This is a genomic window from Streptomyces sp. NPDC026673 (assembly GCF_040638135.1).
Lineage (GTDB): Bacteria > Actinomycetota > Actinomycetes > Streptomycetales > Streptomycetaceae > Actinacidiphila.
Genome location: NZ_JBEZXR010000060.1, coordinates 1 through 20,134 on the forward strand (window position 1 = coordinate 1; position 20,134 = coordinate 20,134).

The 20,134-nt window shown below is 72.4% G+C and carries 22 protein-coding genes, 1 tRNA gene and 1 pseudogene; 10 read left to right on the forward strand and 14 right to left on the reverse strand.

What is annotated here, in order from left to right:
- Positions 1–18 precede the first annotated feature (18 nt).
- Positions 19–92: transfer RNA gene (locus AB0F62_RS31160), tRNA-Met, on the reverse strand.
- Positions 93–762: 670 nt separating this feature from the next.
- Here AB0F62_RS31160 and AB0F62_RS31165 point away from each other — a divergent pair.
- The gene (locus AB0F62_RS31165) at positions 763–2,376 is read left to right on the forward strand and encodes an ABC-F family ATP-binding cassette domain-containing protein (protein ID WP_361806751.1); all 1,614 of its coding nucleotides are present in this window, start codon (positions 763–765) and stop codon (positions 2,374–2,376) included.
- 58 nt (positions 2,377–2,434) lie between these two features.
- Here the strand turns inward: AB0F62_RS31165 and AB0F62_RS31170 are convergent, their stop codons facing one another.
- Positions 2,435–3,061, reverse strand: a complete 627-nt coding sequence (locus AB0F62_RS31170; RefSeq protein ID WP_361806754.1) for a hypothetical protein — start codon at positions 3,059–3,061, stop codon at positions 2,435–2,437.
- Positions 3,062–3,268: 207 nt separating this feature from the next.
- Between AB0F62_RS31170 and AB0F62_RS31175 the strand changes: the two genes are divergently transcribed.
- Positions 3,269–4,717 carry a helix-turn-helix domain-containing protein gene (locus tag AB0F62_RS31175; protein WP_361806757.1) on the forward strand — a complete coding sequence of 483 codons (1,449 nt, stop codon included), beginning with the start codon at positions 3,269–3,271 and terminating at the stop codon, positions 4,715–4,717.
- A 131-nt stretch (positions 4,718–4,848) separates the two neighbouring features.
- Here the strand turns inward: AB0F62_RS31175 and AB0F62_RS31180 are convergent, their stop codons facing one another.
- A complete protein-coding gene (locus AB0F62_RS31180) occupies positions 4,849–5,139 on the reverse strand; it encodes a DUF4190 domain-containing protein (protein WP_361806760.1) in 291 nt (96 codons plus the stop codon).
- A gap of 28 nt (positions 5,140–5,167) precedes the next feature.
- Positions 5,168–5,323, reverse strand: coding sequence for a hypothetical protein (locus tag AB0F62_RS31185; RefSeq protein ID WP_361806764.1), 156 nt, complete (start codon positions 5,321–5,323; stop codon positions 5,168–5,170).
- A gap of 143 nt (positions 5,324–5,466) precedes the next feature.
- Between AB0F62_RS31185 and AB0F62_RS31190 the strand changes: the two genes are divergently transcribed.
- Positions 5,467–6,096 (forward strand): TetR family transcriptional regulator, encoded by a 630-nt coding sequence (locus AB0F62_RS31190; protein ID WP_361806767.1) that lies wholly within the window; start codon positions 5,467–5,469, stop codon positions 6,094–6,096.
- A gap of 50 nt (positions 6,097–6,146) precedes the next feature.
- Complete coding sequence (locus AB0F62_RS31195; RefSeq protein ID WP_361806770.1) at positions 6,147–7,058, forward strand: YceI family protein; 912 nt, start codon at positions 6,147–6,149, stop codon at positions 7,056–7,058.
- A 15-nt stretch (positions 7,059–7,073) separates the two neighbouring features.
- Here AB0F62_RS31195 and AB0F62_RS31200 read toward each other — a convergent pair whose 3' ends face one another.
- The 4 genes from AB0F62_RS31200 to AB0F62_RS31215 form a co-directional block, all read right to left on the reverse strand.
- Complete coding sequence (locus tag AB0F62_RS31200; RefSeq protein WP_361806773.1) at positions 7,074–7,868, reverse strand: VOC family protein; 795 nt, start codon at positions 7,866–7,868, stop codon at positions 7,074–7,076.
- Between the two features lie 81 nt (positions 7,869–7,949).
- Positions 7,950–8,741, reverse strand: a complete 792-nt coding sequence (locus AB0F62_RS31205; RefSeq protein WP_361806776.1) for a VOC family protein — start codon at positions 8,739–8,741, stop codon at positions 7,950–7,952.
- Positions 8,742–8,835: 94 nt separating this feature from the next.
- A complete protein-coding gene (locus AB0F62_RS31210) occupies positions 8,836–9,606 on the reverse strand; it encodes an ABC transporter ATP-binding protein (protein WP_361806779.1) in 771 nt (256 codons plus the stop codon).
- Entirely contained in the window at positions 9,599–10,516 is a 918-nt protein-coding gene (locus AB0F62_RS31215; protein WP_361806782.1) for an ABC transporter permease, read from the reverse strand. The genes AB0F62_RS31210 and AB0F62_RS31215 overlap by 8 nt, the downstream gene beginning before the upstream one ends.
- Before the next feature lie 147 nt (positions 10,517–10,663).
- Here AB0F62_RS31215 and AB0F62_RS31220 point away from each other — a divergent pair, with 147 nt between their 5' ends.
- The 3 genes from AB0F62_RS31220 to AB0F62_RS31230 all read left to right on the forward strand — a co-directional run bounded on the left by AB0F62_RS31220 (position 10,664) and on the right by AB0F62_RS31230 (position 13,696).
- The gene (locus AB0F62_RS31220; RefSeq protein ID WP_361806785.1) at positions 10,664–11,275 is read left to right on the forward strand and encodes a TetR/AcrR family transcriptional regulator; all 612 of its coding nucleotides are present in this window, start codon (positions 10,664–10,666) and stop codon (positions 11,273–11,275) included.
- A 377-nt stretch (positions 11,276–11,652) separates the two neighbouring features.
- Complete coding sequence (locus tag AB0F62_RS31225) at positions 11,653–12,447, forward strand: oxidoreductase (protein WP_361806788.1); 795 nt, start codon at positions 11,653–11,655, stop codon at positions 12,445–12,447.
- A gap of 226 nt (positions 12,448–12,673) precedes the next feature.
- Complete coding sequence (locus tag AB0F62_RS31230) at positions 12,674–13,696, forward strand: methyltransferase (protein WP_361806791.1); 1,023 nt, start codon at positions 12,674–12,676, stop codon at positions 13,694–13,696.
- Positions 13,697–13,716: 20 nt separating this feature from the next.
- Here the strand turns inward: AB0F62_RS31230 and AB0F62_RS31235 are convergent, their stop codons facing one another.
- Positions 13,717–14,016: a hypothetical protein gene (locus AB0F62_RS31235; protein ID WP_361806794.1), complete on the reverse strand. Its 300-nt coding sequence runs from the start codon at positions 14,014–14,016 to the stop codon at positions 13,717–13,719.
- 130 nt (positions 14,017–14,146) lie between these two features.
- A pseudogene (locus AB0F62_RS31240) lies at positions 14,147–14,334 on the reverse strand (alcohol dehydrogenase); the annotation flags it as partial.
- A 71-nt stretch (positions 14,335–14,405) separates the two neighbouring features.
- On the opposite strand from AB0F62_RS31240, the gene AB0F62_RS31245 reads away from it, so the two are divergent.
- On the forward strand, positions 14,406–14,828 hold the full coding sequence (locus AB0F62_RS31245; protein ID WP_361806797.1) for a helix-turn-helix transcriptional regulator: 423 nt from the start codon (positions 14,406–14,408) through the stop codon (positions 14,826–14,828).
- Here AB0F62_RS31245 and AB0F62_RS31250 read toward each other — a convergent pair.
- On the reverse strand, positions 14,787–16,001 hold the full coding sequence (locus AB0F62_RS31250; protein ID WP_361806800.1) for a transposase: 1,215 nt from the start codon (positions 15,999–16,001) through the stop codon (positions 14,787–14,789). The genes AB0F62_RS31245 and AB0F62_RS31250 overlap by 42 nt on opposite strands.
- Positions 16,002–16,052: 51 nt before the next feature.
- On the opposite strand from AB0F62_RS31250, the gene tnpA reads away from it, so the two are divergent.
- Both tnpA and AB0F62_RS31260 read left to right on the forward strand, forming a co-directional pair.
- The gene (tnpA, locus tag AB0F62_RS31255; protein WP_361806803.1) at positions 16,053–16,481 is read left to right on the forward strand and encodes an IS200/IS605 family transposase; all 429 of its coding nucleotides are present in this window, start codon (positions 16,053–16,055) and stop codon (positions 16,479–16,481) included.
- 114 nt (positions 16,482–16,595) lie between these two features.
- Entirely contained in the window at positions 16,596–17,180 is a 585-nt protein-coding gene (locus AB0F62_RS31260; RefSeq protein ID WP_361806806.1) for a hypothetical protein, read from the forward strand.
- A 77-nt stretch (positions 17,181–17,257) separates the two neighbouring features.
- On the opposite strand, the gene AB0F62_RS31265 is transcribed toward AB0F62_RS31260, so the two are convergent.
- The 3 genes from AB0F62_RS31265 to AB0F62_RS31275 form a co-directional block, all read right to left on the reverse strand.
- The gene (locus AB0F62_RS31265) at positions 17,258–17,785 is read right to left on the reverse strand and encodes a histidine phosphatase family protein (RefSeq protein WP_361806809.1); all 528 of its coding nucleotides are present in this window, start codon (positions 17,783–17,785) and stop codon (positions 17,258–17,260) included.
- Complete coding sequence (locus AB0F62_RS31270) at positions 17,782–18,504, reverse strand: hypothetical protein (protein ID WP_361806812.1); 723 nt, start codon at positions 18,502–18,504, stop codon at positions 17,782–17,784. Before AB0F62_RS31270 ends, AB0F62_RS31265 begins: the two co-directional genes overlap by 4 nt.
- 941 nt (positions 18,505–19,445) lie before the next feature.
- Entirely contained in the window at positions 19,446–19,994 is a 549-nt protein-coding gene (locus tag AB0F62_RS31275; protein ID WP_361806815.1) for a hypothetical protein, read from the reverse strand.
- Between the last annotated feature and the right edge of the window lie 140 nt (positions 19,995–20,134).

The window sequence follows — 20,134 nt, forward strand, 5'->3', positions numbered from 1 at the left end:
CGGGCCACTCGGTTTCAGTAGCGGGGACAGGATTTGAACCTGCGACCTCTGGGTTATGAGCCCAGCGAGCTACCGAGCTGCTCCACCCCGCGTCGGTGAACACCACCCTACGGGGTCTCGGCGCCAGGACCAAATCCATTTGCGGACGGCCACCGGCGGCGGGGGATCCCGGTCACGACGGCGGCGGCCGCGAGGACGGTGACCGGGGCGGCACCGGGGGCCGGTCAGGCGGCCCAGGCCGACACGGCGGGAGCCCCGAGCCGCGGCGGCACCGGCGCGCCGGTCGCCGGACCGGGACGGCGACGCTCGCCTGCGCCTTGTCGCCGGGGTGGGGAGCCGTCGGCAGGCCGATGGGGATCACCGCGAAGACCACGGCGAGCAGCCGGGAGGGCCCGGCCTGCGCCCGCGGGTCGCGACCCGGGGCCACGCGTCCGGTGGTGGAGTGGAGGGCGGACGCGGCGCGGCCGTCGGGGCGGCGACCTTAGTTCCCACGGCCGCGGCGATCCCCTGCGCGAGGCGCCGGGTAAATGCGTTGCCGGGGGCTCGCCCCCGGCGTAGCTTCTGCCCCGGCCCTGTCACCGTCCGAATGGAGAAGGCCGTTGCTCTTCTGAGGTCAGGGACACCGTGCCCGCGGCGCCGAACCGGCGTCCGCGCGGGCCCGTGTGCGACCTCGGCCGTGAGCAGCCGCCTCCGTGCAGCGCCCGCCTTCCGGTGTCCCCGTGTGCCGACCCGTCGTCATTCACGAGCGCCCCGGAGGACCACATGGGACATCCCACCCTCTCCATCACCTGCACCGACCTCTCCTTCGCCTGGCCGGACGGCACCCCCGTCCTGGACGGCTTCCAGCTCGCCGTCGGCCCCGGCCGCACCGGCCTGATCGGGCTCAACGGAGCGGGCAAGTCGACCCTGCTGAAGCTGATCGGCGGTGAACTGACCCCCGGCGGCGGCACGGTGCGGGTCGCCGGCGAGATCGGCTACCTGCCGCAGAACGCCGTCCTCGACACCGCGCTGCGGGTGGACGAGGTCCTCGGCATCGCGGAGGCACGGGCCGCGCTGCACGCCATCGAGGCCGGGGACACGGGCGAGGAGCACTTCGCGGCGGTCGGCGACGACTGGGATCTGGAGGAGCGGGCCAGGGCCGGGCTCGACGGCCTCGGGCTGGGCCACGTCGGCCTCGACCAGGTCGTCGGCGAACTGTCCGGCGGCGAGTGCGTACTGCTGCGGCTGGCCGCCCTGCTGCTGCGCCGCCCCGATGTGCTGCTGCTCGACGAGCCGACCAACAACCTGGACCTCCAGGCCAGACGGCGGCTCCAGGCGGCGGTCGCGGCCTGGAACGGCGTCCTGGTGGTCGTCTCCCACGACCGCGAACTGCTGCGACACGTCGACAAGATCGCCGAGCTGCGCGACGGCGGGGTCCGCTGGTACGGCGGCGACATCGCCGCGTACGAGGAGGCCCTGGCGGTCGAGCAGGAGGCGGCCGAACGCACGCTGCGCGCCGCGGAGTCCGATGTGCGGCGGCAGAAGCGTGAGTTGGCGGACGCCCACGTCAAACTGGCGCGGAGGGTGCGGTACGGGCAGAAGATGTACGACTCCAAGCGCGAGCCGCGCGCCGTGATGAAGCAGCGCAAACGCCAGGCCCAGGAGTCGGCGGGAAAGCACCGCATCCTGCACACCGAGCGGCTGGCGGAGGCGAGGGAGCGGCTGGACGAGGCCGTCGAGGCCGTGCGGGACGACGACGAGATCCGCGTCGACCTGCCGCACACCGTCGTCCCCGCCGGCCGGACGGTGCTGACGCTGTGCTCCCTGCGCACGGCGTACGGGGCCCCGGCCGGGAATCTGGAGGTACGAGGCCCGGAGCGGATCGCGCTGGTCGGCCGCAACGGCGCCGGGAAGACGACGCTGCTGCGGACGATCAGCGGGGAACTGCCCGCGGCGGCGGGCGAGGTAGAGGCACATGTGCCGCTGCGCTTCCTGCCGCAGCGGCTGGACATCCTCGACGACGAGCTGTCGGTCGCGGCCAATGTGGCGCGGTTCGCACCACAGGCGACGGCCAACCGCATCCGGGCGTCGCTGGCCCGCTTCCTGTTCCGCGGCGGGCGGGCCGACCGACAGGCCGGGGCGTTGTCGGGCGGCGAGCGCTTCCGGGCGTCGCTCGCGGCGCTGATGCTCGCGCAGCCCGCGCCGCAGCTCCTCCTGCTGGACGAGCCGACGAACAGCCTGGACCTGGCGAGCGTGCGGCAGTTGACGACGGCGCTGGCGTCCTACGAGGGTGCCCTGATCGTGGCGAGCCATGATCTGCCGTTCCTGCGCGGCATCGGGATCACCCGCTGGCTGCGGCTCGACGCCGGCGGACTGGCCGGCGTCGAGCCGATGTGACCGGTCGCGGCGTCACGCCCGCGGCGGGGCTCCCCCCGGTGCCCCGCCGCGCGGCGCGTCAGCGGTACAGCTTGTTCACCGCCGTCCGCGTGGTCTTCTTGAAGGCCTTCAGCGGGATCCGGTCGAGGGTCCCCATCTGGCCCCACTCGACGACCGTGACGGTGCGGCCGTCGCGGCCGATGCCGTAGAGCCGGACATTGTGCTCGGACTCGGGGGGCGCGACGTGCACGCCGTAGACGTGCGCGCCCTCCTCGACCTTGATGGTGCCGAAGTCCTTCCAGTCGGCCTCGGACCCCGGGTACTGGTCGAGGAAGCGGGCGACGCAGCCCCGCACGGACTTGCGGAGCTTGGCGGCGAGGTCGCGCGCCGCCTTGCTGTTCTTGGTCGTGAAGGTGACCTGCTGGGCGTTGGTGTCCAGTTCGGTCCAGAACGACCGGTGGGAGACGCCCTTGCGGGGCAGGCCGCGCAGGGCGCAGGCGGTGCCGCCCTCGGGCAGGCCGCTCCTGACCTTGTCGGCGTACCAGGGCGAGTGGGGGTACGGCGGCAGCTCCTTCGGCGCGAGGAACCTCGGCGCCTTCGTGGGCGCGGCGGCCCCGGCCTCGGCGGAGCCGGCGGCGAGCAGCGCGGTGGCGGCGACCGCGGACAGCGCGGTCAGGGCGGAGCGGCGGGCGAGTGTGCGGTTCAAGGTGTTTCCCCCGTGGTTCGGATCGTCGACGAGGACCGTCGCCGAAGGGCGGTGGTCATGCCCTTCAGCGTGCGCGGCGCCGTCACGGCCCGGCAACAGCCGCGCCGGCTTCCGGGACACCGGAACGGTTGCGCGTACCCTGGCCTGGGGAGACGTGAGCGCCCTGGAACGGGCGGCCGGGACACGGGAAGACGTCGGGGGCGCGGGATGGGTGGGACGGCAGCGGGCAGCGAGCACTTCGCCGCGTACTTAAGGGAGCTGAAGGACCGTTCGGGACTGAGTTACGGGCAGCTGGCGACCCGGCTCCACGTGGGCACGTCCACGCTCCACCGCTATTGCAACGGCGACGCCGTCCCCACGGACTACGCGGTCGTGGAACGCCTGGCACGGCTGTGCGGCGCGGGGCCGGAGGAACTGGTCGAACTGCACCGCCGGTGGGTGCTCGCGGACGCGGCGCGGCGCGCGGGCAACCGCGGCAGCGGCGCGGGGGCGGCGCGGAAGGACAGCGCGGACGAGGAGCGGGCCCGGGCCGGCGACGGAATCAAGAACGGTGACGGGAACGGAGAAGGGAACGGAGACCGCGGCGATGCCGGTGCCCCGGCCGGGAACGCGGGGTCGGGGCCGCCGGCTCCGGCGGCCGGGCCCGAGTCCGTGGACGATGCCGCGGCCGCACCGGACGGGGTGGCGGAACTCGAGCCGATCGGCCCCTTCCCGGGCGCGCCGCGTCCGTCGCGTCCCTGGCGGCGCCGGATGTCCCGGCCCGCGGTCGCCGGATCGGTCGCCGCGCTCGTGCTCACCGGCGCCGCGCTCGCCATGACCAACGGCACCGGAGCCGGGCGCCCGCCGGCTCATGCGGCGGCATCGCCCTCCGCCCGGCCCGGCTCCGCCGGAGGCACATCGCCCTCGCCGGAGGGTACGGGCCCGGGCTCGCCGACGCCTTCCGCGTCCGGCTCGGCCTCGCCGGCGACGCCGTCGGCGACGGGAACGAAGGGGACACCGCGCTCCCCCGGCGCGGGTGCCACGGCCTCCCGCTCTCCGGTGCCCTCCCCGCCCCTGGCACTGAGCGTGCGCTCACACGTCTGGCAGAGCGGCTGCAGTCACCGCTACCTGGTCAACCGGCCCCCCGAGGACGTGCCTCCGCCCCCGGTCTCCCAGGACGCACAGAGGTGGGCCACCGCCCTGGGCGCCGTGCACGGCGGGACCACGATCGTCGAGGCCACCATCAGGGGACGCGGATCCACCCCGGTGGTGCTTCAGGAGCTGCACGTCCGCGTCGCGGATCACCGCACGCCGCTGCGCTGGTCGTCGTACTCCATGGACAACGGCTGCGGCGGCGCGCTCACCCCGGCCGAGTACACGGTGGACCTCGACGTCAAGCGGCCCGTACCGCATCCGCGGGACGGCTTCGACAGCGTGAACACGCTCCCCGTGCCCCGTCTCCCCTACCAGGTCACCGAACGGGAGCCGCTGGTGCTCAGAGTGCACGCCCGTACGGTGCGGTGCGACTGCGACTGGTACCTGGAACTGGAGTGGTCCGCCGGCGGCCGGACGGAACTGATGCGCATCGACGACGGCGGCCGCCCCTTCCGCACGAGCAGCGTCAAGGGCCGTCCCGAGTACGGCTACTGGTCCTCCGACGGCTGGACCCGCAACTAGGAGCGCGTCGCCGGCGTGCCGCCGGCCCCCGCTGTCCGGGCCTCCGGCGCCGGACGTACGGGACGGTCCCCACCCCCCCGTGCGGGTGGGGACCGTCTCCCCCCGTTTCCCTTCGGCCTCGTTCCTCGCGGTCAGAGGCCGAGTGGCCAGATGAAGCCCTTGTTCATCGTGACGAGCACGACCAGCACCATCAGGTCGGCCGCGCCCAGCACCAGCCCGAGGATCGCCCGGACCGGGCGCCGGGTGCCCCGGACCAGCGACACGCCGCCGAGGATCAGGGCGAACGGGCCGAGCACGATGTTGAAGGCCAGCAGACCGACCAGGCCGAGCGCGAACGCGGCGACGGCCATGCCGTCGGAACCTTCCGAGCCGGAACGGTACGTGGAGCGCAGGTCGCGCTCACGAGCGGGGACGTAGGACATGGGTCGTTTCCCCCCTGGGAGACGTGGGTCAGCGGTTGCGGTGGTGGCCGAGGCGCTCGCGGAGGCAGAAGGCGAGGAGCCAGGCACCGACCACGGCCGCGGCGACGAGGAAGACGGGAAATGGGGTGTAGGAGACGGCGCCCAGCAGGATGCCCATGGCGACCAGGACGAGGAGGAGGGTCACGGTTCTCTGCCTTTCCCGGTTGCCGGACGACCCCGGCGGGTTGAGGAAGCACGAACTGAGTGAACAGTTGGAAAAACAACTGTTCACCGACTCGGGAAGTCTACTGTTCGCACGACTCGGCGAACGGTTGTTTACTGGATGACATGAGTCACACCCTGGGGGTCCGCGAGGCCCAGAAGCGGCAGACCCGGCAGGCCCTGCTCGACGCGGGGCTGCGCCTGCTGGAGAACCAGAGCCTGAGCAGCCTGGGTCTGCGCGAGGTGACGCGCGAGGTCGGCGTCGCTCCCGCCGGCTTCTACCGGCACTTCCGGGACATGGGCGACCTCGGGGTCGCGCTGGTCGCCGAGTCCCTGGGCAGCCTGCACGGGATGATCCGGGCGACCCTGGCCCAGCAGGACGACGCGGAGGAGGTCATCGCCCGCTCCGTCGGGGTCATCACCGCCCATGTGCGCGAGCACCGGCCGCACATCCGCTTCATCGCCCGGGAGCGCCACGGCGGGGTCCAGGCCGTCCGCGAGGCCATCGCATCCGAACTGTCCCAGTTCGCCGACGAATTGGCGACCGCCCTGGGTGCGCAGCGCGTTTCGCGGGGCTGGCCGCCGGAAGACCTGCGGATGCTGGCCGAACTCTACGTCGACCGGCTGCTGAGGACGGCGATCGCCTTCATGGAGGCGCCGGACGGTGACGCCGAGGCCGAGGAGCGCATCGAACTCACCGCCCGCAAGGAGCTCTACCTCATCCACCTGGGACGACGGCACTGGCTCGACGCCTGAACCAGGGGGGTGCCGGGCACCGGCGGAGCGTGACCATCTAAGGTGATCACATGGCTTTCGCACTCTTTCGGCGTAATCGGGCGGTCAACGGGACGGGGGATCCGGGACTGTTGCCCCCGATCGCCGAGGGCGCGGGGTTGATCAGCTGTCAGGTGCTCGACCCCATGGGCCGGCCGATGGGCGGCGCCGAGATCACCGTGTCCGACGCCCTGACGCACCACACCCAGGTGAAGGCCACCAGCGACCCCTACGGAACGTTCCTCGCGACCCTGCCCCCGGGGCAGTACACGGTGATGATCGCGGCGGACGGACTGCAGCCCTACCGAGGGACCGTGGAGATCGCGGAGGGACTCCAGTCCCCCATCGGCAAGGTGCGGTTGGCACGCTCACCCGAGCCGGCGCTGCCGCCCCCCGGGACCTGGCTCTTCGACCCGCCGCACACGGCCATCCGCTTCATCGCCAAGCACGTCGGGATGGCACATGTGCACGGCCGCTTCGACCGCTTCGAGGGCGGCATACACATCGCGGAGCGCATGGCCGACTCCCGCGTCGAGATCGCGATCGACGCCACGAGCATCAACACCGGCAACAGGACCCGGGACAACCACCTGCGCTCGGGGGACTTCCTGGACGTGGCCGCCTACCCCTGGATCCACTTCGCGAGCGACCGCTTCGTGCACGAGGGCGGCACCCGGTGGAGCGTCCAGGGCCACCTCACCATGCACGGCACCAGCCGCTCGGTGAGCCTGGACACCGACTACCTGGGCCTGGCGACCGGCGGTTACGGCGACGAGCTGCGCTGCGCCGCCCTCGCCACCGCCGAACTGCACCGCGACGACTACACCCTCAACTGGCAGAGCATGCTGGCGCGGGGCATCGCGGTGGTCGGCCCGACCATCAAGCTGGAGCTCGACATCCAGGCCATGTTCTCCAGCCACGACACCCCGACACCGCCGGAGTAGCCGCCGGGAACGCCCTCAGACCGCGGGGGACGGAGGCGTGATGACGGCGAAGACCCCGCCCTGCGGGTCGACGACCTGACCGAAGCGGCCGACCTCCGGGACGTCCGTCGCCGGGACGCGCACGATGCCGCCGGCCTGTTCGGCCCGGGCCAGCGCGGCGTCGCAGTCGGTCACCGTGAAGTACGGCAGCCAGTGCGCGCCGGCGCCCGCGGCGAGCATCTCCTCGTCCAGTTGCATGACGCCGCCGTGGGCGTCGCTCTCACCGCCGCCCGCCGGGGAGACGAGGGTGTAGACCTCGCCGGGCATCTGGGAGTCCTCGGTCCGCCAGTCGAAGACCGAGCGGTAGAAGGCCAGCGCGGCGGGGGCGTCGGCGGTGTAGAGCTCGGTCCAGTAGAGGGAACCGGGCTCGTTGACGACGTCCAGGCCCTTGTTGGCTCCGGGCTGCCACACGCAGAAGTCCGCCCCGGTCGGGTCGGCGTAGACCGCCATCCGGCCGAGGTCGAAGACGTCCATGGGGGCGAACCTCACCCGGCCGCCGGCCTGCTCGACGGCCTTGGTCGTGGCGTCGGCGTCGGCCGTCTGGAAGAACGGCTCCCAGGCCGCGGCGGTGACGCCCGGCTCGTTCTGCGGGCCGACACCGGCGACGGTGCGGTCGCCGACCCGGAACATGCCGTAGCCGCCCGCCTCCGGTCCGGCCGACTGGAAGTCCCAGCCGAAGACCTCGCGGTAGTAGGCCACCGAGGCCTCGACGTCGGGAGTGCCCAGGTCGAGCCAGTTGGGGGCGCCGGGAACGTAGTGGGTGCTGAGCATGGGTGTGCTCCTTCGACGGGGTGCGTGCCCTGGTCGTGGCCAGTCTTGCACCGGCCACTGACAATGCCCCGTGGCGCCGCGTCAGCTCCCCTGCGGCTGGCTGGTGATGACCGCGAACAGGGCGCCGAAGGGATCCGCCAGATGCGCGAAGCGGCCGACGCCCTCGGCGTGCTGGGGCGCCATGACGACGCTCCCGCCGAGCTGCCCGGCCTTGGCCACCACCGCGTCGGCGTCCTCGACCTCGAAGTAGGGCAGCCATCGCGGGACGACGCCCGCGTCCCTCATCCCGGCGGTGATCTCCACGATCCCGCCCAGCGACGCCTCGTGTCCGCCGTCCGAGGTGGACAGCACGATGTAGCTGGTGGTGCCCAGGGGCACGTCCTGCGCCTGCCACTCGAAGACCGAGCCGTAGAAGACACGGGCCGCGGCGGCGTCGGGCGCGTACAGCTCCGCCCACCCCAGGCTGCCCGGCTCGGTGACCACGTCGAGGCCCCTGGTGTCGCGCGGCTGCCACACGGCGAAGTCCGCTCCCCCGGGGTCCGTGAAGCCGGCCATGCGGCCGTTGGTGAAGACGTCGAACGGCGCGAAGCGGACCGTGCCGCCGGCCTGCTCCACCGCCTTGGCGGTGGCGTCGGCGTCGGCCGTCTGGAAGTACAGCGTCCAGGACGACCGCGCGCCCTCCTCGGTGAGCGGCCCGAAGGCGGCCACGGTCTTCCCGCCGAGGCGGAAGAAGCCGTAGCCGCCGGCCTCGGGCCCCAGCGACCTGGCGTCCCAGCCGAAGAGCCCGCTGTAGAAGGAGACCGCCGCCCCGGGGTCGGCGCTGCCGAGGTCGATCCAGTTCGGGGCGCCATTGACGTACTGGGTGGTGAGCATGGCGGCCTCCTTCGCCTGGCTGCTGCCCGGTGCCGCCGTGGTCCCGGCGTCCGTCCTCAGTGTGGCACCGGTGCCGGGCTCCCGCCGGGCGGTGTCACTTCCCCCGGGTGAACGCGTCGTACGCCTTGAGCACCTCGTCCGTCGGGCCGTCCATGCGCAGCGTGCCGTGCTCGAGCCAGATGGCGCGGTCGCAGGTGTCGCGGATGGACTTGTTGTTGTGGCTGACCAGGAAGACGGTGCCGGCCTCCTGGCGCAGCTCGCGGATACGTGCCTCGGAGCGCTTCTGGAACGAGCGGTCACCGGTGGCGAGCGCCTCGTCGATCATCAGCACGTCGTGGCTCTTGGCCGCGGCGATCGAGAAGCGCAGCCGGGCCGCCATGCCGGAGGAGTAGGTGCGCATCGGAAGGGAGATGAAATCGCCCTTCTCGTTGATCCCGGAGAAGTCCACGATGGACTCGTAGCGCTCCCTGACCTGGTCCTGCGACATGCCCATCGCGAGGCCGCCGAGCATCACGTTGCGCTCGCCGGTCAGGTCGTTCATCAGGGCGGCGTTCACGCCGAGCAGCGAGGGCTGGCCCTTGGTGTACACCTTGCCGCTCTCCGCCGGCAGCAGTCCGGCGACGGCCTTGAGCAGGGTCGACTTGCCCGAGCCGTTGGAGCCGATCAGACCGATGGACTCGCCCCGGTGGGCGGTGAAGCTGACGCCGCGCACGGCGTGCACCGTGCGGACGTTGGGGTTGCCGCCCTTGCGGCGCACCAGCCGGGACAGGGCGTTGACCGCGGTGCCGCGGCCCGAGCCCGCGCCGTGCACCCGGTACACGATGTGCAGGTCGTCGACGATCACGGTGGGAATGCGCTCAGCCACGGCCGTACCTCTCCTCAGCCTTCCAGAAGTACACGAAGCCCCCGACGCCCATGACCAGGGCCCAGCCCAGGGCGACCGCCCACACGTGCGGCGGCAGCTGCGCGGAGGTGAAACTGTCGATCAGCGCGAAGCGCATCAGGTCGATGTAGACCGCCGCCGGGTTCAGACCGAGCAGGATCTTCACGGCGTGCGGCGCGTGCGCCGCGAAGTGGCTGATGCTGTACATGACACCCGAGGCGTACATCCAGGTCCGCAGGATGAACGGCATCAGCTGCGCCAGGTCCGTCATCTTGCTGCCCAGCCGCGCCATCACCAGCGCCAGCCCCGCGTTGAACACCGACTGCAGCACCAGCGCCGGCACCGCCAGCAGCCACGACGGACCCGGAACCTCCCCGGTCATCAGCACGATCGACAGCAGCACCAGCATCGACATCAGCAACTGCTGGAGCTGCACCAGCGTGAACGCTATCGGCAGACTCGCCCGCGGGAAGTGCAGCGCCCGCACCAGCCCGAGGTTGCCCGAGATGGCGCGCACGCCCGCCATCACCGAGGACTGGGTGAAGGTGTAGACGAAGATGCCGGTGACCAGGAACGCGATGTAGTTGTCCACACCGCGGTCGGTGCCCAGCAGCAGACCGAAGATCAGGTAGTAGACGGCCGCGTTGAGCAGCGGCGTCAGCACCTGCCACAGCTGGCCCAGCCGCGCCTGGGTGTACTGTGCCGACGCGCGGGCGGTCGCGTACGAGGTGATGAAGTGCCGGCGTCCCCACAGCTGCCGCACGTAGGCGCCCAGGCTGGGCCGGGCTCCGCTGACCGAGAGGCCATACACGGCCGCCAGCTCTGCGGAAGTCGGCGCCGGCGCGCCGGGCGGCGCGGGCGCCGCTGAGGAGGACTCGATGTCAAGGCTCACGAGGGGGGCGCTTCCGTTCGGGGGGTGAGGCGCGAGGGGGTGGTTGTGCGCCGACGGAACGAGACCGTATCGTCGTTACCAGGACGTTAGACCACACGAGCGCTGGAACGCAACCGTTCCGTCCCGTCGTCGCGTAGGCTGCCGGACATGGCACCGGACACCGCACCCCCACGACGAGCCCCCGCCGGGGCCGCAGTGCTCCGAGACGATGTCACGGAGGCGATCCGAGCGGCCGTCTTCGAGGAACTCGCGGCGGTCGGCTACGGCCGCATGTCCATCGAGGGCATCGCGCGGCGGGCGGGTGTCGGCAAGGCCGCGGTCTACCGACGCTGGCGCTCCAAGCTGCCGCTCGTCCTCGACGTGGTCTCCGCCGTCGCGGCCCTCGGCGTGCCCGCGCCCGCCACGGGCAGCCTCCGGGGAGACATCCGGATGCTGCTGGAACTGACGGCACGGGCCCTGCGGCACCCCGTCGCCTCGCAGATCATCCCCGACCTCCTGGCGGAGGCGTCCCGCAACCCGGAGATCGCCGAGGCCCTGCAGACCGCGCTGCGCGACACCCAGCGCGGCATCGCCAGCACCATCGTCGACTCCGCGGTGGAACGCGGTGAGCTGCCCGCCGACACGGACCGCGAGCTCGCCCTCGACCTCATCGCCGGCCCCCTCTACTGGCGCCTGGCGGTCCTCCGCGCCCCACTCCCGCCCCGCTACCTCGACCGCCTCGCCGCCGCCACGGCGGCGGCCCTGGCCGCGTCGGCCTAGTCCGACCGGCCGCGGGGACCACCCGAGCACGGGACCGTTTACTTTATCGGTCAATCCACAATCGTGTTACGCTTCCGGCGTGGTTCGGCTCGAAGAGGCGACCTCACCTTCACGCCCTCGAGCGCGCGACCGAGATCCGGTTCGCGGCACGACGGGCCCCCGCCGCCACGACCGCGGCGGACCCGCCGGGCCCGGCAAGGCCCCGGCCGGGACCTTCGCATCATCGACCGGGCCCGCCCCGGGCGAGCCTCCGCGAGGACGCCCCCGTGGAGGCGACGCGCGCCCCGGACCGACCCCGGACAGGCTCCGGCTCACCTCGCGCGAGCCGGGTTTCCGTCTGCCGCGATTCTGTATTGATTAATCCAGAAAGGGTATTCATGGAACTGCACCTCAAGGACAAGGTCGCCGTCGTCACCGGAGCCAGCAAGGGCATCGGCCTGGCGGTAGTGGAGGCGATGGCCCGCGAAGGCGTCCGCGTCGTCGCCGGCAGCCGCAACTCCACGCCCGAACTCGACGCGCTGGCCGACGCCTACGACGTCACGGTCGTACCCGTCGACCTGGCGACCCTGGAGGGGGCCGAGACCCTGGCCCGCCGCGCCGTGGAGCGCCACGACCGGATCGACATCCTCGTCAACAACGTCGGCGCCGCCGAGCCCCGCACCGGGTTCCTGGAGGTCGGCGACGCCGACTGGCAGCGCATCTTCGACCTCACCTTCTTCAGCGCCGTCCGTGTCAGCCGCGCCGTACTTCCCCACCTGGTCGACGCCGGAGGCGCGGCGATCGTCAACATCGGTTCCATCAACGCCCGGACGCCCTTCCCGATGGTGGTGGACTACTCGGCGGCCAAGGCCGCGATGACCAACCTGAGCAAGTCGCTGTCCGAGGAGTTCGCCCCGAAGGGCGTCCGCGTCAACGCGATCTCCCCCGGCCCGGTCCGCACCCCGTTCTGGACGGCCCCGGGCGCCTTCGCGGACGCCACCGCCGCAGCCGCCGGCACCACGGCCCAGGAGGCGCTGGACGTCGTGGTGCCGCAGAGCATGGGCATCACCTCGGGCCGGATCACCGAGCCGCAGGAGGTCGCCGACCTCGTCCTCTTCCTGGCCTCGCCGGTGGCGGGCAACATCAACGGAGCCGAGGTGCTCATCGACGGCGGTCAGATCAAGACCCTCTGAACGCCCCGGCCGGCCCGGCCCCGGGACAGCGGCCGAGTCCACCCTCCGGATCGGCGTCGCGGGGCCCACCGCGACCCCCGAGCCGACCCCCGAGCCGACCCGGTCGACGACACCGCCGACCGCCCCCGCGCGCACGCGCGCGGGCGGCGCACGCGGCGCGCCGCGATACGGGACCGCGGCACATGACCAACCCCGAGAATCCGTTGTGAAGCGAGTGGAGACACGCATGACCGCCGACGAACCGATCACCCCTGAGCCGATCCTCCAGCTGGGCCTGGGGTTCATGGCCTCGAAGACCCTGCTGAGCGCGGTGGAGTTGGGGATATTCACCGTGTTGGCGCGCGGCGGCCGGGATCGCGCGTCCCTTGCGGGCGAAGTGGGCCTCCATCCGAGGTCGTCCGCGGATTTCCTGGACGGCCTCGTGTCACTGGGCCTGCTGAACCGTGACGACGACGGCGTCTACCACAACGGCCCCGCGGCAGACGTCTTCCTGGACCGGGCCAAGCCCTCCTACGTCGGCGGAATCCTGGACATGGCCAACGCCCGCCTCTTCGGCTTCTGGGACAACCTCACCGATGCCCTGCGCACCGGCGTCCAGCAGAACGAGGTCACGCACAGCGGGGCCCCCTTCTTCGCGACGCTGAGCCAAGACCCCGTCGCGTGGCGGAACTTCCTCAACGGCATGAACGGCGTCAGCACGCCCCTCGCCGGCGCGCTCGCCGCCGACTTCGACTGGACCGGCCGCCGGCACGTGGCCGATCTCGGCGGCGCGCTGGGCGCCGTACCCGCCGCGGTGCTGCGATCCCACCCCGAGATGACCGGCACCGTCTTCGAACTGCCGCCGGTGCGACCCGTGTTCGAGGAGTTCGCCGCCGCCCACGGCCTGGCGGACCGCCTGTCCTTCCACGGCGGCGACTTCTTCTCCGACCCCCTTCCGCCGGCCGACGTCTACGTCATGGGGCAGATCCTCCACGACTGGAATCTCGAGCAGCGCCGGTTCCTGCTCCGCAAGGCCCATGACGCCCTCCCCGAGGGCGGAACGCTGATCGTGTACGACGCCATGATCGACGACGACCGGCGCCACAACACCTACGGCTTCATGGTCTCGCTGAACATGCTCATCGACACCGAGGGCGGTTCCGAGTACACCGTCGCGGACGCGACCCGGTGGCTGAGGGAGGCCGGCTTCTCCGAGACGAACGCCCGTCCCCTCATCGGCGGCTACACGGCCGTCTACGCCACCAAGTGATCCGGCTGCGAAACCGCCGTTCAGCGCGCTCTCGGCGGTGAGGGCGGCCGGGTGCCGGGCTCCAGGTAGACCTGGCCCAGGGGACTGCGGCGCAGTCGCCGGACGTCGAGGTCCGTGATCGGCGGGGCCGGGTCCGCGGCGGCCCGATCGCGGGCCGCGGCGCGCCTGATCGCCGCGGCCGCGGCGTCGGCTGCTTCCGCGGTGTCGTCGATGACGAAGTAGTGCCATGTCTCGCCGGTCCGGGTCGCCCGGAAGCGCAGGCCCACGAGCCACTGGTCCGCGGGGACCGGCGTGGACAGCCGGTCGGTGGTGACGCGCATGCGTGCTCCTGTCGTCACATCGGCCACTCGGCCACTCGGCCGCCGAGGCCGGGTGGCACCCGGCCGGGACCGCCCGCCGGCTCTGTGCGGCCGGCGGGCGGCGGGCGGCGGGCGGCGGGCGGCGACCCGGTCAGATCGTGGACGCGTCGATCACGAAGCGGTAGCGCACGTCCCCGGTGAGGATCCTCCGGAAGGCCTCGTTGATCTCGTCGGCCCGGATCAGCTCGATCTCCGCGCCGAAGCCGTGCCCGCGATGCCGCCGATCAGCGAACCGGCGATGGTCCTGCGGCCGGTGATCACGGAGAAGAGGTCCAGGGAATCCGCTGCGTAGGACCGGGCGACCCCCTTTCCCGCGTCGGCCGCGCGACCGCGCGAGCGAGAATGGACGCATGGCCCGCAACGTCGACCTCAGCGAGTTCCTGCGCCGGTCCCGCGCCCGGATCACCCCCGAGTCGGCCCGACTGCCCGAACGGGGCGCCTACCGGCGGGTGCCGGGGCTGCGCCGGGAGGAGGTCACCCAACTGGCCGGAGTGAGCACCGACTACTACACGCGGCTGGAGCAGGGGCGGCAGATCAGTCCCTCGGCCGGGGTGCTGGAAGCGGTGGCGGCCGCGCTGCGGCTCGACACCGCGGAACGTGCCCATCTGTTCGACCTCGCCGGGCCCAGGCCCGGCACCGCCCGCCGCCGCTCGGCGCCCACCGTTCAGCGCGTCCGGCCCGGGATGCGGCGGTTCGTGACTCCTCCACTCCGTAAACGGGGTGGCTTCTCGTTACGCCGGGTTGGCGTAGCGACGGACCAGCCCGGCCCGTAGGACGTTGGTGGCTGCCACCGTGTCGGCGTGTGCGTGGTGGCCGCACGAGACGCAGTGGAACTTTTCCTGTGTGGGCCGGTTCTCCTTGGCGGTGTGCCCGCATTCGGGGCACCGTCGGGAGGTGTTGCGGGGGTCCACGGCGATGACTTCCCGTCCGGCGCTTTCAGCCTTGGCGTGCAGGATCGTCAGGAACACCCCCCATCCGGCATCAGCGATCGAGCGGTTGAGTCCGGCTTTGGCGGCGGCCCCGTTGGACAGGAAGGTGCCCGGCTGGTCGGGGTCGGGCTTCGGGGCGGGGGCCTTGCTCATGTTGCGGATCTTGAGGTCTTCGTGCGCGATGACGTCATGTGCACGGACCAGGGCGAGAGCGGTCTTGTGGGCGTGGTCGATCCGCCGGCGGCGTACCTTGCCGTGCAGTTTGGCAACCTTCTCCACGGCCCGCTGGTGGTTGGCGGTACGGTCCTTGGCCTTGCGGCGCGGGAATCGGGACAGAGCTTGTTGCGCGGCTTCGAGTTTCGCGGATGCCTGTCGCCCGTGACGCGGGCTGGGAACGAAGTCGCCGTTGGAGTCGGCGAGGAAGTTGGCTACGCCCAGGTCGATACCGACCACGCTGCCGGTAGGCGGCAGCGGGTCGGGCTGGTCCTGTTCGGCGGTGAGCACGACGAACCACTTGCGGCCCTCGCGCTTGACGCTGATCGTCTTGACCTTGCCGAGCACGGGCCGGTGCTGGTGCACCTTGACGCATCCCACACCCTGAAACCGGACGCGGGTGACCGGGTCGTGCGGGGTGGCGTCCCAGCGGCAGCCGTCCCCGTCCTTGGGGAAGTCCACCGTGTCGAACCAGTTCACGCCCCGATACCGCGGGTATCCGGGCGTCTCGCCGGACTTGACGCGGCGGAAGAACGCGGCAAACGCCTTGTCGAGCCGTCGCAGCGTCGCCTGCTGGCTGGAGAAGGACCAGCGGCCCTGACGCTCCGGGTCGAATGCCCGGATGTCCTTGAGCTGCGCGGACTGCACCCCGTACGTGATGTTCGTCTTCGACACGTGCCGGTAGGCGTCACGGCGTTCCTGCAAGGCTCCGTTGTAGAGGGAGCAGTGATCTCGCAGCATCTCACCAAGTGCGGCGGCCTGGCCCACGGTGGGCCGCATGAGGAACTTGTACGCACGGATCATCCGGCCCACCCCCTTCCCGGTCAGCTCACATCGGCACACTACGCTTGGTTCATGTCACCACGCTGGGAACCAAACTCCGATGTGCGGCGCGGCCGGCACGTAGTTTACGACCTACACGTACACTTGGTGTTCGTTACCAAATATCGGCGTAACGTCTTCGACGACGCGATGCTGACGCGCTGCGAAGAGATCATGCGCAACATCTGCACCGACTTCGACGCGGACCTGATCGAGTTCAACGGCGGAGAGGATCACGTGCACCTGCTGGTGCACTACCCGCCGAAGGTCGCCCTGTCCAGCCTCGTGAACAGCCTCAAGGGCGTCAGCTCGCGCTACCTGCGCGCCGAGTTCACCGACCGCGTGAACCGGGCCACCATGCACGGACGCTTCTGGTCCGGCTCCTACTTCGCCGGGTCATGCGGCGGTGCACCGCTCCAAGTGGTCAAGGACTACATCGAGAACCAGAAGCGGCCGAACTGAACGCGGCTATCGTCGTAGAGCGTTCCGGAGCGATTCTCCGGCGCTCCGCGCCGCAGGACTCAGGATCGGATTCCCTCCCCGCCTGAAGGCGGGGATTCCCTCCGAAGAAAAGGGATGGACTCCTTCGTCGACCAGGCCGCCTTCATCCTCGGGCGCCGCACCGACGTCCTGGCCACCAACCACCTGGCCCGGGCCCTGCTGGCCGATTTCGACGCCATGCCCGCACGCGAGCGGAACCTCACCCGCTGGATCCTGCTGGACGAGGCCGCCCACGCGCTGTACCCGGACTGGGAGCAGGTCGCGGAGGAGATGACCGCCACCTTGCGGCTCGATGCCGGCCGTCACCCCGAGGACACCCGCACCGCCGAACTGGTCGGCGAACTCGCGATGAAGAGCGACCACTTCCGCCGCTGGTGGGCCGACCACAAGGTGTTCGACCGCACCCACGGGACCAAGCGTCACCACCACCCCGTCGTCGGCGATCTGAGCGTCGACTACCAGGCGTTCACGATGCCGGGCGAGCCCGACCAGACCCTTTTCGTGTACCTGCCGGCACAGGACCAGGTCTCGCGGGACGCCTGGAAGCTGCTCGCCAGCTGGAGTGCCGGGGAGCCGGCGGGACGACGGGACACGGGCGGCCGCGACGGCGCTCCCGCGCCTGCCGGGAACACCCCCGGGTTCGACCGGCGTTCGGCCTGAGACCGGGGCCGGTTCGCGTCGACGGCTTCACCGGCACCCGCATCCGCGTCCGCGTCCGGCGGCCGTGCGGGGCGGGATCAGCCGCGGGGGACGGCGAAGTCGTCGAGGCGGGCGCGTTCCGGGGCCAGCGAGGACCAGGGGCCGGGCCAGTCGAGGACGGCGACGGCGGAGGTCGGGAACTTGTCCGCCGCGCGGCGCAGGGCATCGGCACGGGCCTCGCCCGTCAGCCGGAGGACGAGGTCCTGGACGCCCGGGTTGTGGGCGACGACCAGGAGAACCCCGGCGTCGTCCGGGGCTTCGCGTACGACGTCGAGCAGGGCGCGGGCGGTCGCCGCGTAGACCCGCTCGTCGAGGCGCACCGGCGGCGGTTGTCCGCCCAGCCCGCCGACGGCGAGTTCCCACGTCTCCCGGGCGCGCCGGGCGGTCGAGCAGATCACCAGGTCGGGCCGGTGCCCGCCCTCGCGCAGCCAGCGGCCGACGGCGGGGGCGTCGCGCCGTCCCCGCGGGCCGAGCGGGCGGTCGTGGTCGGGGACGTCCGGCGGCCACGCCGACTTGGCGTGCCTGAGCACGATCAGCCGTCGGCGCGCCTCCGCGCGGCGCCTCACGGCCTCACCCCGCCGACCTCGCGCGTCAGTTCCAGCGCGAGCACGCGGTCCGCGTGGGCGAACGTCTCGAAGCGGGATCCGTCCGGCAGGGCGGTCTCCGCCGCCAGCCGGTCGAGGGCGGCCAGGTATGCCGCGGTGTCCAGATCCGCGGCCAGCGCCGCCTGGAGGCGTTCGACGTATTCCGCGCACATCGGCTTGGACGGCGACTCGGCCCAGCGGGCCACGGCCCGGCGCCACTGCCCGAGCCGCGCGTCCGCCGCCTCCAGGGCCCTGGGGCTCAGTTCCGCCGGGGCCCGGCGGTCCAGGCCGAGCAGCGCGAGCCGTACGGCGGGCCCGGCGGGCGCCTCGTCCGGGTGGGCCGTCCCGACGTCGAGGCGGGGGCCGCCGGTCTCGGTGCCCGTCGCCGCGACATGGACCCGGGCCCGGCCGGCCAGCGCCTCCTCGGCCTCGCCTGCGCTGTCGCCGCGCGCCGCCGCGGGCCCGATGCCCAGCGCGGAGGCGGCCGCGTCCAGCGCGGGGTCTGCCGGGCCCACCACCGCGACCAGCACCTGCCCGCCGTAGCTCTCGGCCGTGCGGGCCAGCACGTCCGCCACCAGGAGCACCCGCAGCGCCGTCGTCCCGCCCACGGCACCGGTGTGGGCCAGCACCCGCAGCGGAGCGCGCCGCCCCGGGTCCAGTTCCACGGGTTCGCCGCTCCTGCCGTCCACGATGCGCAACACGCCTCCGAATCTAACCCGTACGGCTCACCGGCGCAGGTGCCCGCACCGGGTGACGGGGTCTCGCGCGGCACTCGGGCGCAAGGGGTACGACGCGCCGCCCGGTGGGCCCGGCAGGACCGCCGGCCGCCCGACGGGGGCACCCCCGCGCGCCCGAGTACCTCCGTCGCGGCGGAGGATGGGCCGCCGGGCAGGCCCGGACGGCGTCGGAGGCCGTGCCGTCCCGGAACCAGCCGGTGCGGGTCGTTTGCGCCGGGGGGACCCCCACCAACGCTCGCGGTTTACGTCAACGTCGTTCGGCGCCAGGTCCGCCGCTCGTCTCCCCCAGCCTTCGGCCAGGGGGAGCACCCCGCCACACCCCCTCCCTCCCCCAGCTACCGCTGGGAGGTGCCCCCATGGGGCGCATGACGGTCCGGTGGGGGGTGAGTGAGGCACTTGGGGCGGCCCCGGACCGCTTTCTGACCCCCGCCGGCCGTTGGTCGCCGCACGATACGGAGGGGCGGGGGAGTTGGGGGCACCCCCGGCCGAAGGCTGGGGGAGGGTGGGCGTTCCGGACGCTGACGTGTATGTGTTGTGCGGCATCCGGGGTCCGACTTGGCCCCCCGACATGCACATGAATATGCGGTCCAGGATGCCCAGCCCCGGAGGCCCCGCCCCCGGCCCACCACACACGCGCGCAGGCCCGCACCAACCGCGCCGGGCAATAGGGAGGGCGGGCGGGGGACAGCCCGCCGCAGGCGCGGAGGCTGGGGGAGTGCGCCGGCGCGCCACCGACCCCACACGTACGCGGCGAGGCGGTCACTGACCGCGCCGGATGGGGGTCCCCCCGGCCGAAGGCCGGGGGGAGGGCGGGCGGCGGGGAAACCGCCCGCCGCGGGCGCGAACAACCCGCACACGACAACGAACCGCACGCGGCGACACGGGCAGCCCGGCGCAGCCGCCGGTCAGTCGTCCTCGGCGGACGCCGAGGTGTCGCGGTCGGGGCCCTGCGCGCGGACGCGCTGGACGTGTTCCAGCGATTCCCGCAGGTCGCCGAGCCAGGCATCGGTGTTGCGCTGGACGAGGCGGACGCACCAGGCGAGGGCGTCGCTGCGGCTGCGGGCGACGCCGCCCGCGACGAGGGTGTCGAGCACCTGTCGCTCGGGCTGGCGGAGCCGGGTCATGACGGGGGCGGAGACGGTGGTGTACATGGCCCGGCGGCCGCCGCACTCCACGCCCCAGGAGACCTTGCGGCCGAAGCGGCCCTCGGCCTCGCGGGCCACGGCGACGCGGTCCTCGCGGGTGCGTTCCCGGAACTCGGCGATCCGCCCGTCCAGCGCGGCCTCGCGTTCGACCCGGGACGCGTCCGCGCCGACGGCGGGCTCCGGGATGCGGCCGACAACGGTGATCTCCTCCCGGTCGACGACCACGTCCACGAGCGCCTCGAACAACCCTTCGGGGAGCCGCCCGGCCAGCCAGCCGCGCAGCGCCTCCTTCTGCTCGCCTGTAATCATGTAATCAACATTACGCCTCGAATTTCCGAGGGCAAAGGGCCCGTGAAACCCGCGTCCGAGCCGTCGCGCTGTCCCCTGCCGCGTCCTACAGTTGCGCGTATCAGAGCAGAACGGGGGATTCGCCACACGGCGCCTCTGGG

Coding starts and splice junctions, on each gene's coding strand:
- AB0F62_RS31165 (WP_361806751.1), top strand. CDS start 763: ATGGGACATCCCACCCTCTCCATCACCTGCACCGACCTCTCCTTCGCC.
- AB0F62_RS31175 (WP_361806757.1), top strand. CDS start 3,269: ATGGGTGGGACGGCAGCGGGCAGCGAGCACTTCGCCGCGTACTTAAGG.
- AB0F62_RS31180 (WP_361806760.1), bottom strand. CDS start 5,139: ATGTCCTACGTCCCCGCTCGTGAGCGCGACCTGCGCTCCACGTACCGT.
- AB0F62_RS31190 (WP_361806767.1), top strand. CDS start 5,467: ATGAGTCACACCCTGGGGGTCCGCGAGGCCCAGAAGCGGCAGACCCGG.
- AB0F62_RS31195 (WP_361806770.1), top strand. CDS start 6,147: ATGGCTTTCGCACTCTTTCGGCGTAATCGGGCGGTCAACGGGACGGGG.
- AB0F62_RS31200 (WP_361806773.1), bottom strand. CDS start 7,868: ATGCTCAGCACCCACTACGTTCCCGGCGCCCCCAACTGGCTCGACCTG.
- AB0F62_RS31205 (WP_361806776.1), bottom strand. CDS start 8,741: ATGCTCACCACCCAGTACGTCAATGGCGCCCCGAACTGGATCGACCTC.
- AB0F62_RS31220 (WP_361806785.1), top strand. CDS start 10,664: ATGGCACCGGACACCGCACCCCCACGACGAGCCCCCGCCGGGGCCGCA.
- AB0F62_RS31225 (WP_361806788.1), top strand. CDS start 11,653: ATGGAACTGCACCTCAAGGACAAGGTCGCCGTCGTCACCGGAGCCAGC.
- AB0F62_RS31230 (WP_361806791.1), top strand. CDS start 12,674: ATGACCGCCGACGAACCGATCACCCCTGAGCCGATCCTCCAGCTGGGC.
- AB0F62_RS31235 (WP_361806794.1), bottom strand. CDS start 14,016: ATGCGCGTCACCACCGACCGGCTGTCCACGCCGGTCCCCGCGGACCAG.
- AB0F62_RS31245 (WP_361806797.1), top strand. CDS start 14,406: ATGGCCCGCAACGTCGACCTCAGCGAGTTCCTGCGCCGGTCCCGCGCC.
- AB0F62_RS31250 (WP_361806800.1), bottom strand. CDS start 16,001: ATGATCCGTGCGTACAAGTTCCTCATGCGGCCCACCGTGGGCCAGGCC.
- tnpA (WP_361806803.1), top strand. CDS start 16,053: ATGTCACCACGCTGGGAACCAAACTCCGATGTGCGGCGCGGCCGGCAC.
- AB0F62_RS31260 (WP_361806806.1), top strand. CDS start 16,596: ATGGACTCCTTCGTCGACCAGGCCGCCTTCATCCTCGGGCGCCGCACC.
- AB0F62_RS31275 (WP_361806815.1), bottom strand. CDS start 19,994: ATGATTACAGGCGAGCAGAAGGAGGCGCTGCGCGGCTGGCTGGCCGGG.